This is a genomic window from Chryseobacterium sp. StRB126 (genome assembly GCF_000829375.1).
In the GTDB taxonomy this organism is placed as follows: Bacteria; Bacteroidota; Bacteroidia; order Flavobacteriales; family Weeksellaceae; genus Chryseobacterium.
This window is the reverse complement of record NZ_AP014624.1, coordinates 4,348,603-4,365,087: the sequence shown is the minus strand read 5'-3', so window position 1 is coordinate 4,365,087 and position 16,485 is coordinate 4,348,603. Positions and strand designations below refer to the sequence as shown.

Annotated in this window: 14 protein-coding genes; 9 read left to right on the top strand and 5 right to left on the bottom strand. The window is 36.7% G+C overall.

All coding sequences use genetic code 11. From position 1 onward, the window contains the following. Positions 1–426: 426 nt before the first annotated feature. Positions 427–3,228, top strand: a complete 2,802-nt coding sequence (locus CHSO_RS19635) for a SusC/RagA family TonB-linked outer membrane protein (RefSeq protein ID WP_045499853.1) — start codon at positions 427–429, stop codon at positions 3,226–3,228. A 14-nt stretch (positions 3,229–3,242) separates the two neighbouring features. After that, on the top strand, positions 3,243–4,709 hold the full coding sequence (locus CHSO_RS19630; RefSeq protein WP_045499851.1) for a RagB/SusD family nutrient uptake outer membrane protein: 1,467 nt from the start codon (positions 3,243–3,245) through the stop codon (positions 4,707–4,709). 138 nt (positions 4,710–4,847) lie between these two features. On the opposite strand, the gene CHSO_RS19625 is transcribed toward CHSO_RS19630, so the two are convergent. Then, a complete protein-coding gene (locus tag CHSO_RS19625) occupies positions 4,848–5,774 on the bottom strand; it encodes an AraC family transcriptional regulator (protein ID WP_045499848.1) in 927 nt (308 codons plus the stop codon). A gap of 179 nt (positions 5,775–5,953) precedes the next feature. Between CHSO_RS19625 and CHSO_RS19620 the strand changes: the two genes are divergently transcribed. The 3 genes from CHSO_RS19620 (at position 5,954) to CHSO_RS19610 (ending at position 9,243) form a co-directional block, all read left to right on the top strand. Further along, a complete protein-coding gene (locus CHSO_RS19620) occupies positions 5,954–7,483 on the top strand; it encodes an aldehyde dehydrogenase family protein (RefSeq protein ID WP_045499845.1) in 1,530 nt (509 codons plus the stop codon). A gap of 255 nt (positions 7,484–7,738) precedes the next feature. Continuing rightward, complete coding sequence (gene adhP, locus CHSO_RS19615; protein WP_045499843.1) at positions 7,739–8,773, top strand: alcohol dehydrogenase AdhP; 1,035 nt, start codon at positions 7,739–7,741, stop codon at positions 8,771–8,773. An 86-nt stretch (positions 8,774–8,859) separates the two neighbouring features. Next, a complete protein-coding gene (locus CHSO_RS19610; protein ID WP_045499841.1) occupies positions 8,860–9,243 on the top strand; it encodes a DUF779 domain-containing protein in 384 nt (127 codons plus the stop codon). A 12-nt stretch (positions 9,244–9,255) separates the two neighbouring features. Here CHSO_RS19610 and CHSO_RS19605 read toward each other — a convergent pair whose 3' ends face one another. Further along, on the bottom strand, positions 9,256–9,768 hold the full coding sequence (locus CHSO_RS19605; RefSeq protein ID WP_144428991.1) for a hypothetical protein: 513 nt from the start codon (positions 9,766–9,768) through the stop codon (positions 9,256–9,258). A gap of 29 nt (positions 9,769–9,797) precedes the next feature. Continuing rightward, a complete protein-coding gene (locus tag CHSO_RS19600; protein ID WP_045499837.1) occupies positions 9,798–10,997 on the bottom strand; it encodes a dicarboxylate/amino acid:cation symporter in 1,200 nt (399 codons plus the stop codon). 93 nt (positions 10,998–11,090) lie between these two features. On the opposite strand from CHSO_RS19600, the gene CHSO_RS19595 reads away from it, so the two are divergent. The 3 genes from CHSO_RS19595 to CHSO_RS19585 are packed head-to-tail and all read left to right on the top strand — an operon-like array spanning position 11,091 to position 12,874. After that, positions 11,091–12,005, top strand: coding sequence for a DnaJ C-terminal domain-containing protein (locus tag CHSO_RS19595; protein ID WP_045499835.1), 915 nt, complete (start codon positions 11,091–11,093; stop codon positions 12,003–12,005). Between the two features lie 3 nt (positions 12,006–12,008). Then, positions 12,009–12,311, top strand: coding sequence for a chaperone modulator CbpM (locus CHSO_RS19590; protein ID WP_045499833.1), 303 nt, complete (start codon positions 12,009–12,011; stop codon positions 12,309–12,311). A gap of 35 nt (positions 12,312–12,346) precedes the next feature. Continuing rightward, complete coding sequence (locus CHSO_RS19585; RefSeq protein WP_045499831.1) at positions 12,347–12,874, top strand: hypothetical protein; 528 nt, start codon at positions 12,347–12,349, stop codon at positions 12,872–12,874. 53 nt (positions 12,875–12,927) lie between these two features. Here CHSO_RS19585 and CHSO_RS19580 read toward each other — a convergent pair whose 3' ends face one another. Then, positions 12,928–13,911: a PLP-dependent cysteine synthase family protein gene (locus CHSO_RS19580; RefSeq protein ID WP_045499829.1), complete on the bottom strand. Its 984-nt coding sequence runs from the start codon at positions 13,909–13,911 to the stop codon at positions 12,928–12,930. A gap of 118 nt (positions 13,912–14,029) precedes the next feature. Beyond that, on the bottom strand, positions 14,030–15,259 hold the full coding sequence (locus CHSO_RS19575) for an ABC transporter permease (RefSeq protein ID WP_045499827.1): 1,230 nt from the start codon (positions 15,257–15,259) through the stop codon (positions 14,030–14,032). 4 nt (positions 15,260–15,263) lie between these two features. Here CHSO_RS19575 and CHSO_RS19570 point away from each other — a divergent pair, with 4 nt between their 5' ends. Next, positions 15,264–16,460 carry an exo-beta-N-acetylmuramidase NamZ domain-containing protein gene (locus CHSO_RS19570; protein WP_045503003.1) on the top strand — a complete coding sequence of 399 codons (1,197 nt, stop codon included), beginning with the start codon at positions 15,264–15,266 and terminating at the stop codon, positions 16,458–16,460. Positions 16,461–16,485 lie beyond the last annotated feature (25 nt).

The following is a 16,485-nucleotide window of genomic DNA, read 5'->3' as shown; positions in this document are numbered from 1 at the left end:
AACAGATTTTTAATTTTATTTTTATGGAGACTATCTTTTTAGGTGGTATTCCTGACTTTTATCAGGTTGTTTTTTATGTTTTTCCGCTAAAAAGTATTCCTTTTTTAGCTCGTTTTGGATGAAAAACGGGGTGGACTTGTTTTATTTTTTTCGTTGATATAATTATTTGTTGTTAATTTTTTTCACTTTATTTTTTTTATTGATGTACATTAATTTTTATTTCACTTTTAGTTAAAATTCTTTTAATATTTGAAATACTTCTGTATTCTTTAAAATTTCAAATATAATTGAAGTTTTTTTTTATCATTTTTTAGAGTTAAGTAAATATAATCCTTTTTTGGAGGGCTGTTTTAAGGTTTTAATAAATTGATGGTGTTAATATTTATTAACATATTTGTCCCCTTGAATATATTAAAATCTGTTAATATGAATGTGAAGTTACATGTATTAAGTGCTGGAGCTTTGTTTTTTTTAGGACAAGCTGCCTATGCGCAAAAATCTAAGAATGATTCTATTCTGAAGGAGAATAAGATCGATGAGGTAATCGTTACTGGATATCAGAAGAAAAAAGCAGATGAAATTACCCAGGCTCAAGCCGTTGTAAGTGGAGATGCTATCAGAAGAAACTCTCCTACAACATCTATCGGAAACTCTTTACAGGGTAGAGCTTCAGGGGTATATGTACAAAGTGCTACTGGCCAGCCAGGTTCTACCGCTACCATTATGGTAAGAGGAGTTGCCGGTGTTGGTGGTTCTTCTGAGCCTACTTATGTTGTAAATGGTATGTATATGTCTGCTAGACAGTTCAGTGCAATTAACCCTGCAGACGTAGAATCAATTTCCGTTCTTAAAGATGCTGCAGCTACGGCTCAGTATGGTGCGAGAGGAGCAAACGGGGTAGTTGTAGTAACAACTAAAGCCGGAAAAGTAGGAAAAACTAACTATTCATTTGAAAGTAAGTTTGGTTTCAGCGAAAAGCTGAAGGACAAGAACTTCACGATGATGAATTCCAGAGAGTTAATGAACTACCAGAATGAGTTAGGTTACTTAGGTGTAACGCCAAGAACTCAGGATGAAATTAATGCACTTGCTGTTTACGATCACAACTGGCAAAAAGACCTGTTGAGACCTTCAAGCATTCAGTCTTATTTGTTCAGTGCACAGGGAGGGTCTAGAGAAAGCACATTCTACTATTCATTAGGATATGATGCTGATAATGGTATTCTTAAAGATGTAGACGGACTTAAGAGATATACAGGTAACTTCGGATTTACTAACAAATTGAGCGAAAAGTTAAACGTTGGAGTTAACTTAGGAGTTCAGTATCAGGTTACGCAGAACTTTAGAGACAGAAATAATACACAGAACCCATTCGCTGCAATGTATAAATATGCTCCTTACGAGCCGATTTATAACCCAGACGGAAGCTACAATCAGAAAATGAGAGCAGGGTCCAATACTGTAGAGCAGATCCGTAATAACAGAGCAGAAGACCAGAGATTAAGAATTCCGGTAACTTTATTCGGAGAATATAAAATCATGGACGGATTGAAATTTAAAACTAATTTCAACGGACTTTACGACTGGTACATGAATACCACTTGGATGAAAAAGGGATCTAACCTGGATTTAACTACCAACAAAATTCCTACAGGTTCATTAGCAAAAAACTCATTCTATGCATTTAACTACACATGGAATAACTCATTAAATTATAAGAAATCATTCGGAAAACACAATTTCGATTTCTTAGGATTTATTGAATATAACGATAACTACACTGAAACAGTGAATGCAAGTGCTTATGGATTAAAATCTACTACACTTAGTGTTCCATCTATCACAACTCCTTCTGACAGAAATACATTTACCGGAACTAAAGTTAGAAATACTCTTTTCAGTTTAGCGGGTATGGTAAACTATGATTATGAAGGTAAATATTTAGCAACAGGATCATTAAGAAGAGATGCTTCTTCAAGATTTGGAGCTAATAACAAGAGCGGGATCTTCTGGTCTGCAAGTGCTGCTTGGAACATTGCGAAGGAAGACTTCATGAAAGGTGGTTTCATCAACGACTTGAAACTTAGAGCTTCTTACGGTACAACCGGAAATGACGGTTCATTATCTGACTATTACAACGTAGCGAATGTTGGTTTCGATTTATACGGAAATAACGCCGCTTTATTTCCTGGAACTTATAACAGTACCGAAAAAGTTTACATCATTGGTAACACGAATCTGAAATGGGAAGCTAATGCGGTAACTAACGCAGGGGTTGACTTTACAATGTGGAAGAGAAGAATCCGTGGATCTGTAGAAGTTTATCAAAATAAGAGAAAAGATTTCGTACAGTTAGTACCATTAGATAAGCAGGAAGGTTCATATTACCAATATATCAATGCTGGTGATATGACTCAGAAAGGTCTTGAAGCTGAATTAAGCGTAGACGTTATGAGAAAGAAAGATTTCCAATGGACGGTACGTGCTAACATCTCTTTCCAGAAATCAACGCTTGATAAACTAGCAGATGGACAAACTGAAAGAAACCTTGGATATACTTACCTTAAAGTAGGTGAATCTCCATATGCATTCTATAGTGTTAGATTTGCAGGAGTAAACCCAGATAATGGAAATGCTCAATATTACGATAAAGCAGGAAACATTACAGAAAAATACAGTGCTTCTGATGCTGTTCCACTTACAGACAAATCTCCTTTCCCAACAAGTTTTGGTGGTTTCGGAACTACACTTCAATATAAAGGATTCGACTTCAGTGCAGACTTTACATTCAAGTTAGGAGGTTATACATATAACAACATGTATTTATTGGCTAATGATCCAACTCAGGCTAAAGCAGGAAGAAACATGGCGCAGTCAGCGGCTAACATGTGGAGAAAACCAGGTGATACAGATGTATTCCAAAGAGTAGACTCTAATGGTATGCGTGATTCTGATCAGTGGATTGAGAAATCAGACTACTTAAGATTAAGATCCCTTACATTAGGATATACATTTGATAAAAAAATCCTTGGAGAGGATTCTCCAATTAATAAACTGAGAATGTTTGTACAGGGGCAGAACTTATTTACAGTAACAAGTTTCCACGGAGAACCTGAAATTTCTGTAGGATCTGCTGAATCTACATCATTATTCGTTCCAGGATCATATAACCTTTATACTTATCCTGCTGTAAGAACGATCATGGTAGGAATGCAATTAGAATTTTAATATTGAATAGCTTTATGAAAAAGAATATAATAAAAATAAGTTTAGCTGCGTTGACTGTTTTTGTATCGTTAACGTCTTGTGAAAGAAATTTAGATCAGATTTCATCAGTGAATGAAGCAGAGGAGCAGGCAATGACCAGACCTGAATCATTCAGACAGGCTTTAGATGGAGCTTATACTGCATTTAAAGGAGGAGGTTATTACACTAGTGATGCCGGTAATCAGCTTATTATGGGTGATCTTACTACAGATAACCTTATTATTTCAGAGTCAGGAAGAAACTCTAACATTGCAGCTTCAAACTTTGAATTCTCTTCAGATAATTCACAGACTACAGGCTTGTTCAGTGCTGCATATGCTGTAGTAAGCAGAGCTAACTTCGTTCTTTCTTATTTAGAGAATGGAGTGTTAACAGGTACTCAGAAAGATAATGTTGAAGCAGAAGCAAGAGCGATCAGAGCAGCAGCTCATTTCGATATCTTAAGAGCCTACTCTGTAATCCCAACACAAAAATCATCAGCAAAGAACCAATACGGTATTTATTATTCTGAATCTTACAGACCATTGAATAGTGATTCTTCCAGAAGTTTATCAGTAGATGAGTCATATAAAAAAGTAATTAATGACCTGTTAATTGCCGCTGATAAAATTACTCAAAATGACGCTGATAAAGGAAGATTCAGCAAAGCTGCTGTATACGGATTATTATCAAGAGTATATCTTTATCAGGGAGACAATGCTAATACTGTAAAATATGGTCAGTTAGCATTAGGACTTTCCCCAAGTGTTACAACATTGGCTAACTTTAATAGTATCTGGAAAGAAAATGAAGGATTGGCTAAAATTACGGATGGAGTTTTATTCCAGATCTCTAACTCAGCACCTGAGCGTAATACAGTAGGGGTTGCTTATAACCAGTTAATTGACGGTCAATACAGATCAGAATTTGTTGCAGATTATGCTTTCTTCAACACTTTTGCTGCTAATGACGTAAGAAAAACTGCCTACTTCACTACTGCTGCATACAACAAAAAAATATACAACCACATTACAAAATACGCAGGTAATGGTGGACCGGTGAACATTGTTCCGATTAAGTATCTGAGAACAGCTGAAGTATTATTGAACGTAGCAGAAGCATCTTACAACTTAGGAAATCAGGGGACAGCTCTTGCTTTGTTAAACCAGTTGAGAAAAGAAAGATATACTTCATTCACTCCTGGAACAGAAGCTGGACAAGCTCTTATGGATGCTATCCTGAAAGAAAGAAGATTAGAGCTGGCTTTTGAAAATGACAGATGGTATACACTGAAAAGACTAGGTCTTTCTATTCAAAGATCAGGTAAAGGAGACATTGCTGACGGTAGCGGATCAAAAGCTGCTGCTCAGACTCTAGCTGTAGATAGTTATTTATGGCAATGGCCAATTCCAATTAATGCTATTCAGGCTAATCCTAACATTAAGCAGAATGACGGTTATTAAGAAATAACATTTTTAATATATATAAGAAGAGTCCCATGGAAATGGGGCTCTTTTTTATTTGAGTTTGGAAGTAATTATATGTTTCCGGAACACGAATCCCGTAGCTCGCGTATAATAATTTAAATTCTTTACTCAGATTTACTCCCGCACAATCATCCTGTTCTGATAGCTCTTTGGTGTGATACCTTCCAGTTGTTTAAAAACCCGGGTAAAATAATTAGTATCCGAAAATCCGGTCTGGTATGCTGTTTCTTTAATGCTGTTTTGGGTAGCCAGTAATTCTTTAGCCTTATTGATTCTTTCCTGTAAAATAAAATCATTAGGGGAAGTTCCCAATTCATCTTTAAACATCTTAAAGAAATTTGATTTACTCACATAGGCAAGTTTTGCAATACTTTCTATCGATAGTTTCTGATGCAGGTTCCTTTTAATGTAATCTACCGCAAAACCAATTCTTGATTTATTTTTTACCATATTTCTTTCTACCATACTTCTGGCCTGTGTCTGCATAAGCCGTATCAAAAGTTCCTTCAGAGCAAAATCAGCCATAATATCCTTTTGGCAATTATCATCCATAGCTATTCTCATAATATTATTGGTTGCAGAAGCCAGCGCTTGATTGTTAAAGAGAAAATATTCATCCAGCTGAATATTCCATTGGGATGCCTCATCTACTTTTGGGAGATGGTAATTTAAATAATTAAGAGAATTCTCTATAAAATCAGGGTTTAAACTTAAAGAAATGCATTGCGTAGGAGTTTTATCGGCCTCAGGAAAATCAATTACCATGGTTTCACCGGGTGCTACCAGAATGCTTTCTCCCGGGAAATAATCAAAATAATTAGTTTTGTTATCCAGTTTCATGTGTTTTTTACCTCTCAGCATGGCTGTAAATGCAATATTTTCAAAATGAAGTTTCACTCCGAAAGCGGCTTTATGCGTTTCGTAGATACTGAATTCACAATTGTTTAGATTGAACTTGGTCTGATTTTCAACAAGGCTCAATAGCTGATTTTCCTTGCGTAATTCAGGAGTATTTAATAAAATATTACTATTGTTATTCATTTCTAAATATTTTTATAAAACTGGTAACTCAAATATAGAAAATTTGACTCAACGTTGCTGTTAATAAAATACTAAAATTAGACTTCTGTACTATTCTGCACTTTTTTTATACGATTGTGCTATAGGTTTTTTACACATCCGTGTAATTTGGCTGTATCGAAAAATTAAAACATACTAATATGAGCACTCTTACAGAACCAAAATCAACTACGCTTTTACAGCGTCCCGAGTTCAAAAGCAGATATGATAATTATATTGACGGAAAATTTACTCCCCCCGTTAAAGGACAGTATTTTGATGTAGTATCACCCGTTGACGGTAAGAATTTTACCCAGGTGGCTCATTCATCCAAAGAAGATCTGGAACTGGCCGTAGATGCTGCAGATAAAGCATTCCAGACCTGGAAAAATACCTCAGCTACAGAAAGAAGTATTATTCTTAATAAAATTGCAGACAGAATAGAGCAGAATTTAGAATACCTGGCTACTGTAGAAACCATTGATAACGGTAAAGCAGTCAGAGAAACATTAGCTGCAGATCTTCCGCTGGCTATTGATCATTTCAGGTATTTTGCATCCGTGATCCGTGCAGAAGAAGGATCACACAATGAACTGGATAAAGATACCGTTTCCTTGATCGTTCATGAACCTTTGGGAGTAATAGCACAGATCATTCCGTGGAACTTCCCAATTCTTATGGCAACCTGGAAGCTTGCTCCGGCAATAGCTGCCGGAAACTGTGTTGTTTTAAAACCTGCGGAAAGCACTCCCGTTTCTATCATGATCTTAATGGAGTTAATTGGTGACTTACTACCTGCAGGGGTAGTGAATATAGTGAATGGTTTTGGAGCAGAATTGGGAAGAGCTCTGGTAACTAATCCTAAAGTATCTAAGGCAGCTTTCACAGGATCTACAGCTACAGGACGTATGGTAATGCAGTATGCTACCGAAAATATTATCCCTGTAACGTTGGAGTTAGGTGGAAAATCACCTAATGTTTTTTTCAACTCCGTGATGGATGCTGATGATGAATTCTTGGATAAAGCCATTGAAGGTGCTGTTCTTTTTGCACTAAATCAGGGAGAGATTTGCACGTGTCCCTCAAGACTATTGGTTCAGGAAGGAATAGCAGATGCTTTCATCGAAAGAGTAATTGAAAGGGTAAAAGCAATCAAAGTAGGAAATCCGCTGGATAAAACTGTTATGATGGGAGCACAGGCTTCAAAAATTCAAAAAGAAAAGATACTTTCCTATATCCAACTTGGGGTAGATGAAGGTGCTGAAGTATTGGTAGGAGGAGATGTGAACCATCTTGGAGAAGATCTGGAAGATGGATTCTATATTCAGCCTACGATCTTCAAAGGAAATAATAAAATGAGAATTTTTCAGGAGGAAATCTTCGGTCCTGTATTGGCTTTCACTACCTTTAAGGATGAAGAAGAGGCCGTAAAAATTGCCAATGATACTATTTATGGCCTTGGAGCAGGAGTATGGACAAGAGATGCCCATCAATTGTACAATATCCCGCGTCAGATTGAAGCAGGAAGAATTTGGGTGAACCAATATCATTCATATCCTGCAGGAGCTCCTTTTGGAGGATATAAACAATCCGGGATAGGAAGAGAGAATCATAAAATGATGCTGGACCATTATCGCCAGACCAAAAATATGCTGATCTCCTATAATAAAAATAAGTTAGGTTTCTTTTAATATTATGTAGGACGTGCCCGATTTGCCTTGGCTTTTTCCAAGGCAAACGGTCGGGCTATGCAGGGCTTCACTTCGTTTCGGTGCTTCATTGCATTCCGCACCGGCTCGTGCCTCGCCGCCCTTACTATCCCTCACGCAGGAGGTATATTGTCTTTGCATACTCATCTTTTACACTAAAAAATATAAATTTCTTTAAAAGGCAATTGGATAATAACTCAAAATAACCCTGATAAAAACTCATTCAAAAAATAAAATATGATCCCAAAAACAATGAAAGCTGCAGTAGTTCAAGGCTACGGACAGCCCCTAAAAATAGAAGAAGTTCCTGTAAGAGAACCCGGAAGATATGAAGTGCTTGTAAAGGTAATTGCCTGTGGTGTTTGCCACACAGATTTACATGCTGTAGATGGAGATTGGCCTGTAAAACCCAAAATGCCGCTTATTCCGGGGCATGAAGGGGTGGGTATTGTAGTCGCTTGCGGACCTGAAGCTTTCGTAAAAGAAGGAGATGCAGTAGGAGTTCCATGGCTTTACAGCGCCTGTGGTTGTTGCGATTACTGTATTACAGGATGGGAAACACTTTGTGAAGCTCAAAAGAATGGAGGATATAGCGTAGACGGTGGATTTGCAGAATATGTAATAGCGGATTCTAGATATGTAGGGCATCTAAAATCAAATGTGAATTTTCTTGAAATTGCTCCTATATTGTGTGCCGGAGTAACAGTGTATAAAGGACTAAAAGAAACTGAAACCAAGCCCGGAGAATGGGTTGCTATTTCAGGGATAGGAGGCCTGGGCCACGTAGCAGTTCAATATGCTAAAGCAATGGGCATGCATGTTGCTGCCATTGATGTTGCGGATGATAAGCTTGATTTGGCAAAAAAATTAGGTGCAGACCTGGTCGTTAATGCAAAAAATACAGATCCAGGTGAATATCTGCATAAAGAAGTAGGAGGAATGCATGGTGCGTTAATTACTGCTGTCTCACCCATAGCTTTTAAGCAGGGAATAGATGTTTTAAGAAGAAAAGGGACAATTGCTCTTAACGGACTGCCTCCCGGATCATTTGAACTTCCAATTTTTGAAACCGTTTTAAAACGAATTACGGTAAGAGGATCTATCGTAGGAACCAGAAAAGATTTGCAGGAAGCATTGGATTTTGCTAATGAAGGTCTTGTAAAAGCTACAGTAACTTCTGCGAAATTAGAAGATATTAATGACGTTTTCGATAAGATGAAAAAAGGCCAGATTGATGGCAGAATAGTATTGGATATTGCAGGTTCAAATTAAATAATGATGTTATTGATCCCGGTTAAAAAATATTTTACCGGGATCTTTTATAAAAAGATAGGTTTTATGAGGCTAAAATAATAGAGATGAAAACAAAAACAGCAAGACTTTCCGCAACAGAAAAAGCCCTTGAAGTCATCCGTGAGCTTGAAGAAAAATATGGTGCACTGATGTTTTATCAGGCAGGGGGCTGCTGCGAAGGGACACAACCACAATGCTTCGAAAAAGGAGGCTTTTTTCCAAGAATGAATGATGCCATGATCGGAACCATTAACGGACATGAATTCTGGATAGATCGTGACCTTTTTGAATACTGGAAATACTCCCATTTTACCCTGGATGTAACTGACGGTTTCGGCCCGGGAGGCTTCTCATTGGAAACTCCTCTAGGAAAGACATTCAAAGTGCTGTACAGACTTTTTACCCCCAAAGAATATGAAAACCTGGAGCCGGTACAACGAAGTGAATGAATTAAAAGAGCTTTAAGATTTCTGTGCGAGATAAATAAGCTCTCTTTCAAATTCATATTTACCTTTTGAAATTCCTCTTCTCAAACCAAAGTATTGAGTAATAGATATTACTGAAACTATGGCTAAGAACATCAAATCCTGTTGATTGTCTCTTATATTAACAAAGATCGCTATAAGGAAAAAACAAAGAATGACAATACAATTAAAAAATTGAAATACTGATGGAAAAAGGTTTATTGAGACAGATAATTGATTATTCTCATTTGAAATAGTTCCATGAAGTACAGGACTATTAATATTGAAATCAAAGAAATGTCTTCTTCTTTTAATGATGAAACTGTTCTCTTTGATTATTCCTCTGTACTCAAATCTTTTGGGAATTGTAGAATCTTTTTCCAATGATATAAAAGATCTATTCGTTTTATAAGTAATTTTCCCTAATCTATGGATCAATTCTGATGTACTGATATTAACTTTCACTTTAAAGCCATCATAAAGCCCAATATTTTTCAGAAACGAGTTCATTTTTAATAGAATATAGCTGGAAATTATCATCAATCCTTCACAAACCGGTTAACAAACATCGCAGCAACAATATCTCCCACAGAATTAAGAACCGTAGCCAAAGGATCTACCAATGTTCCGATAATCATCACTGCCGGAATAGCTTCCTGAGGTAATTTGTATACCGAGATCATCAGCATTTCCCCAATATATCCACCATTAGGAATTCCACCTGCTACAATACTTACAAATACGGTAATTCCTAAGGCTAGAAGTAAATTGGCAGGATCAAAAAAGTCTTTTCCAATGATTAAAAAAGCCACATAAATTTTGATAATTGAAGACATTGAAGACCCATTCTTATGCAGGGTTGTCCCAATAGGAATTACCAAATTGGCAATGGAATTTGGGATTCCGATCTTAGAAGCGGCCTGTAAATTAGCAGGCATAGTTGCAAAACTGCTGCAGGTACTTATAGCAGTAAGAGTAGGATAGATGGCATTGGTCCAAAAACTTTTAACACCCTTCCGGCCGCTTGCCATAAAGGCATAAATGGAAAAGAAAACAAGAAAATAAATAATTCCGGCAATATAATACAACCCTAAAGGTTTCGCATAAAAACCAAAAAGTTGTGGTCCTAATGTCGCAACCTGATAGGCGAAATAAGCTCCCAAACCAATAGGTGCCAGCTTCATTACTAATAGAAGAAGTTCCTTCATCACTTCATATCCTGAGGCTATAAAAATCCTGAAAGGCTTTCCAACTTCGCCTGTTTTTCTGGCTGCAAATCCGGTCATGAAAGCAAAAATAAGAAGTGCCAACATATTCTGTCTGGAAAACAAAGCGGTGAATTCTCCCACGGTAAAGAAGCTTACAATTCTATTTCCCCAGCTGTCTTCATTTGCAGCTTCTGTAATCATATCGGAACTTCCGGAAACCCCGGAAACCGGAAACAGGTAAACTGCACAGATGGTGAAAATAGCAGCGGTAAGAATAAAAAACAGAAAGGTAAGCGCCATAATAAGAATAATCTTTCCGAATTTAGATTGCTGTTCCAGAGAAGAAATAGAATTGGATACTGCAAAGAATACCAGAGGTACAACACTTACAAAAAGAAGATTTAGGAAAATATCTCCCAAAGGTTTAATGTATTCTACAAAACCAGGAGCAACAATTCCTATAATGCTTCCAATAGTAATTCCCAGAAGTAGAAATAGGATTCCGGAGTAGTTTTTAAGTACCTCTTTCATGCAGTAGTTTTTATCAAAGATAGGTTTATTTTTAACACTTTGTTATGCAATTTTCAGACCTAAAATTCATAAATTTGAGTAAATATCGTTTCTATGGCTTATATAGATTACTATAAAATTTTAGGCGTAGATAAAAGCGCAACCCAGGATGATATCAAAAAGGCTTACCGGAAATTGGCCAGAAAGCTGCATCCGGACCTTAATCCTGATGATAAAGAATCAGAAAGAAAATTCAAAGAGCTAAACGAAGCCAATGAAGTTCTCAGTAATCCTGAAAACCGTACAAAGTACGATAAGTATGGAGAAAACTGGAAGCATGGTGAGGAATATGAAAAAGCTCAACAGCAGCAAAGACAGTATCAACAACAGAATTACAATGGTGGTTACTCCGGTGCAGACTTTGGTGAAGGCGAAGACTTTTCAGATTTCTTCCAAAATATGTTTGGTGGAGCAGGAGCAGGTGGCTTTGGCAAAAGCTCACGAGGAAGAGCTTCCGGAAAGTTTAAAGGGCAGGATGTACAAGCAGAACTAACCCTGAATCTGAGAGATGCTGCGGTAACTCATCCGCAAACTTTTGAAATCAATGGCAAAAAAGTAAGAATTACCATTCCTGCCGGAGTGTATGATGGACAGAAAATAAAATTAAAAGGTCATGGAAATCCGGGAGTGAATGGCGGTCCAAACGGGGATCTCTACATCATGTTCAATATTCCTGTAGATCCTGATTTTGAAAGAGTGGGGGATGATCTTAAATCCAAGGTTACTATTGATTTGTATACCGCAGTTTTAGGAGGTGACGTAAAGGTAAATACTCTGGATGGAAGTGTTAACCTTAAAGTAAAGCCGGAAACCCAAAGCGGAATGACTGTAAGACTGAAAGGAAAAGGTTTTCCTGTCTATAAGAAAGAAGGCGAGCGTGGCGATCTTTTTGTAACCTACGAAGTGAAGCTGCCTACCAACCTTACCGATAAGCAGAAAGAGCTTTTTGAACAACTTAAAAATTCCTAGGCGATGAGTGAAAGAATATCACGAGAAGAACTCGTAAGAATATACAATATAGAAATCACCTTTTTTGATGAGCTTGTAGACTATGGTCTGCTAACTATTCATGTTGAAGATGATACTCATTATCTGATGTATGAAGACCTGCCGGATCTGGAAAAATTTGCCAATTGGCATTATGACCTCGAAATCAATCTTCCGGGCCTGGAAGTTATTCATAATATGCTGAAAAAACTGGAGGCTTTAAAACGAAGAAACAGAGATCTTATGAACAAACTTTCAGCAATCAATGACCAATATGAAGATATTTAGCTTAGTTTTGTAGCTTTTTAAAGCAACCATGTATTATGAGCGAGGAAAAAGTGATTACATTAAAACCTGAGAGAAAGATTTTTGAAGATATTTATTTTAGCGGAAATCAGGGCAGTCTGCTTTTTTCTCCTACTACAAAAAGCAAAACCATAACAACTATTGCTGCAGCGGTTATTTTATTGATTGCATTTCTGTTAAAAGGCAGTTTGAGTAAAGAAAGCCAGGGAATTTTATATTTTTTGAGTTTTATACTTTTACTTTGTGCTGTTTTCTTATCTGTAAGTGTCAATAAAGTTTCAAGATGGAAAAAACAGGTTAATTATTACCTGAACACGTTGGAAAAATGTAAGATCTACGAAATCAGAATTGAACAGAATTTTTTTACAGTCAATATTGATGGTGAAAAAGAAACCAGCGAATGGAAAGACTTTGAGTCTTTTGACAGCAATCATGATTTCATTTCTCTTGAAGGAAAATACAGCTATATATTTCCCAGAAAATCAATGAACGAAAGAGATTATTCTTTGCTGAAGACCATTTTGAAAGATAAAATTCAATCATAAAAAAATCAGAGCATTTGCTCTGATTTTTTATTTTTATAATGTTGTGTTCTCGCTTAGTCCAGCCAGCCCATTTCCTTCATCCATTCGTCATTGTAGATTTTTCCTACATATCTTGAACCATGATCGTGAAGTAATACTACGATAACATCATCTTTAGTGAACTGATCTTTCATCTGAATCAATGATGCTATAGCGCTTCCGGCAGAATATCCGCAGAAAATACCTTCTTCTTTAGCCAGTTTTCTTGCATAGATTGCTCCGTCTTTATCCGTTACTTTTTCAAAGTGATCGATAACAGACATATCATAGTTTTCAGGAATGATGTCTTCACCAATTCCTTCAGTGATATAAGTATAAGCGTGATCGTAATGTAATTCTCCGGTTTCATGGAATTCTTTAAGAATAGAACCGTATGTATCAACCCCAATTACTTTAATATCTTTATTTTTTTCCTTGAAGAATGTTCCACATCCTGTAACGGTACCTCCTGTTCCGGCTCCTGCTACAAAGTGAGTCAGTTTCCCTTCTGTCTGTTCCCAGATCTCAGGGGCTGTAGACTCATAGTGAGCTGTTCTGTTAGATAAGTTGTCATATTGGTTTACATACCATCCATTTTCTGTTTCTTTAGCCAGCCTTTTAGATACTGAATAATATGAACGTGGATCCGTAGGTTTTACATCAGTAGGGCAAACAATTACTTCAGCACCTACAGCGCGAAGAATGTCACACTTTTCTTTAGATTGCTTGGAGTTGGTAACAAAGATACATTTGTAACCTTTGATGATAGCAGCTAATGCCAATCCCATTCCTGTATTTCCGGAAGTCCCTTCAATGATAGTTCCTCCAGGTTTTAGTCTGCCGTCTTTTTCGGCATCTTCGATCATTTTAAGAGCCATTCTGTCCTTTACAGAATTCCCAGGGTTGAATGTCTCAACTTTTGCTAAAACTAATGCTGGAAAATCTTCACCCAATACATTGTTAAGTTTTACCAATGGTGTGTTTCCTATAGTTTCAAGGATATTTTTTGCGTATTTCATAAATGTTTTATATGCGGTGCAAAGATAATGCTTTTAAAATTATCCGTATTGAGATCAGGTGTGATTGCAGTTCAAAACAAATGATTAAAAGCTTAATTTTTTAAATCCAATAATAAGGTTAATTGTATTTAATAGCTTTCACCGGAGAAATCTTACTGATTAGATAACTCGGAATAATTAAGGCAAGAGCAGATATGGCCAAAATTCCTAATGAAATGGAAACAATGGCGATAGGGTTAAGATCTACCGGAACAGTACTTACGTAGTAATTTTCCGGATTAAGTTTAATAACCCCAAAGAATTTCTGAATAAGAATTAATCCCAAACCGATGGCATTACCATATAAAAGCCCCGGAATCATAATGATAAGGGTATAATTGATAAAAGTAGCCCTGATCTGTGCGTTACTTGCTCCTAAAGTTTTAAGCAAACCGATGGAATTGGTTCTTTCAATAATCAGGATAAGAAGAACCATAATAATATTGATAACCACTACAATCAGCATAATGATGATGATCAGAGCGATATTGGTATCGAAAATGCTGATCCAGTCCGTAATTTGTGGGAACTTTTCAGTAGCTTTTTCAGCATAGTTTTTATAACCGATTAGCTTTTCAATGTCAGGGAAATCCTTGTCAATATCATTAACGTTTTTCAGGAAAATATCAATGCCCCCGATCTCATCAGGTTTCATATCCTGAATCTTTCTTGCATGGTTAATTCCACCAATCACAAATTGTTCATCAATAAGTTTAATATCCGTTCTATAAATTCCGATAATTTTAAACTTACGGTAAAGAGGTTTCTGATCGGCTTTTAAAAATACCGTAACAATACTGTCATTAACTTTAAGGTGAAGATCGTTGGCTATTTTTTGTGAAACTGCCACATCACTATTAAAGCCTACTTCTGTTACCTTGGGAGTAGTTCCGGCAATAAGGAATTTCTTAAACCTTAAACTATCAAAATCCTTTCCGATTCCTTTAAATATAATGCCTGCAAAATTATGCTCATTACGCATAATCCCGGTAACGGTTACATATTTTTGAGTGGTTTCTACATCCGGAAGTTCCTTGATCTTGGCAATATTCAATCCCTGATTATCTAAAACCGAGGTGTTATAAGAAGAATTGGATCGGGTAGATCGTACTGTAATATGTCCGCTGAAATCTGCGAGTCTCTCTTTAATAGCTTTTTTGGAACCGAATCCGGTGGCTACGGTAATCAGAGAAACAATGATTCCCAGTGCTACAGAAAGCCTGCCAATGAAGATGATAACCCGAGAAAGGTTATTTTTGTTATCTTTGGAAAATGCTATTTTTCTAGAGAAATATAAAGGAAACTTCAAGCTTATGAATTTAGATTTCAAAATTAAAAATTTACTTCTGATTTGCCTAATTTTTTTAGGAGTATTCAACCAATATTATTCTCAAACTCAAGTTCAACCGGATTTTAAAACCGGCGCAGATCAACCTGAACTTTATTTACCTTTATTGAAGGGAAAAACCATTGGAGTGGTGACGAACCAAACGGGTTTGATGAGGGATAGAACTCATTTGGTCGATTTTTTAGTGAAAAACGGAGTAAAGATTAAAGCTATTTTTGCACCTGAACATGGTTTCAGAGGTGATGCAGATGCAGGAGCTAAAGTAAAAAACGGAGTAGATGTGAAGACCGGAATTCCAATTGTTTCCCTGTATGCGAGTAATAAAAAACCGAAACCCGAACAATTGGCAGGAATAGATCTTGTGGTTTTTGATATTCAGGATGTAGGGGTGAGATTCTATACTTATATTTCTACTTTGACTTATCTTATGGAAGCGGGTGCTGAAAATAATGTTGAAGTAATGGTTTTAGATCGTCCTAACCCACATGATGGCTATACTGACGGCCCTGTTTTGAAAAAGAAATGGACAAGTTTCGTGGGAATGCACGAAGTTCCGGTAGTATATGGGCTTACTATTGGGGAATATGGAAAAATGGTGAATGGAGAGAAGTGGCTGAAAAATGGAGTTCAGGCGAAATATACTTTGGTCCAGATGAAGAACTATCACAAAAAACAGAGATATCCGATATTGGATAAGCCATCTCCGAATTTGCCGAATGATAAAGCAATTAATTTATATCCAAGTTTATGCTTCTTTGAAGGAACTCAGGTTTCCGTGGGAAGAGGTACAGATCAGCCTTTCCAGATCTATGGTTCACCATGGACTGAGAATCTTCCCTATAAGTTTACTCCAAAACCAAGTTATGGGGCTAAAGATCCATTTTTGAATGGGAAACTGTGTTATGGTGAAGATCTTTCCAACTATCCTAAGGATTTAAGAGAACTGAATCTTGAATGGGTTATTAAAGCATACCAAAACTATAAAAACCCTCAGTTGGATTTCTTTTTGAAAAATCTTTGGTTTGACACTCTTTCCGGAACTGATGAATTCAGAAAACAGATTATTGCCGGGAAATCAATTCCGGAAATTAAAGCTTCATGGAAAAAGGATCTGGAGGATTTTGAAAAGATAAGAACCCGATATGTGGTATACGAAGATTAATGAATACTAGCCCAGAATAAGAAAT

Coding starts and splice junctions, on each gene's coding strand:
- adhP (WP_045499843.1), top strand. CDS start 7,739: ATGATCCCAAAAACAATGAAAGCTGCAGTAGTTCAAGGCTACGGACAG.
- CHSO_RS19580 (WP_045499829.1), bottom strand. CDS start 13,911: ATGAAATACGCAAAAAATATCCTTGAAACTATAGGAAACACACCATTG.
- CHSO_RS19605 (WP_144428991.1), bottom strand. CDS start 9,768: ATGAACTCGTTTCTGAAAAATATTGGGCTTTATGATGGCTTTAAAGTG.
- CHSO_RS19585 (WP_045499831.1), top strand. CDS start 12,347: ATGAGCGAGGAAAAAGTGATTACATTAAAACCTGAGAGAAAGATTTTT.
- CHSO_RS19635 (WP_045499853.1), top strand. CDS start 427: ATGAATGTGAAGTTACATGTATTAAGTGCTGGAGCTTTGTTTTTTTTA.
- CHSO_RS19620 (WP_045499845.1), top strand. CDS start 5,954: ATGAGCACTCTTACAGAACCAAAATCAACTACGCTTTTACAGCGTCCC.
- CHSO_RS19610 (WP_045499841.1), top strand. CDS start 8,860: ATGAAAACAAAAACAGCAAGACTTTCCGCAACAGAAAAAGCCCTTGAA.
- CHSO_RS19590 (WP_045499833.1), top strand. CDS start 12,009: ATGAGTGAAAGAATATCACGAGAAGAACTCGTAAGAATATACAATATA.
- CHSO_RS19600 (WP_045499837.1), bottom strand. CDS start 10,997: ATGAAAGAGGTACTTAAAAACTACTCCGGAATCCTATTTCTACTTCTG.
- CHSO_RS19625 (WP_045499848.1), bottom strand. CDS start 5,774: ATGAATAACAATAGTAATATTTTATTAAATACTCCTGAATTACGCAAG.
- CHSO_RS19630 (WP_045499851.1), top strand. CDS start 3,243: ATGAAAAAGAATATAATAAAAATAAGTTTAGCTGCGTTGACTGTTTTT.
- CHSO_RS19595 (WP_045499835.1), top strand. CDS start 11,091: ATGGCTTATATAGATTACTATAAAATTTTAGGCGTAGATAAAAGCGCA.
- CHSO_RS19570 (WP_045503003.1), top strand. CDS start 15,264: ATGAATTTAGATTTCAAAATTAAAAATTTACTTCTGATTTGCCTAATT.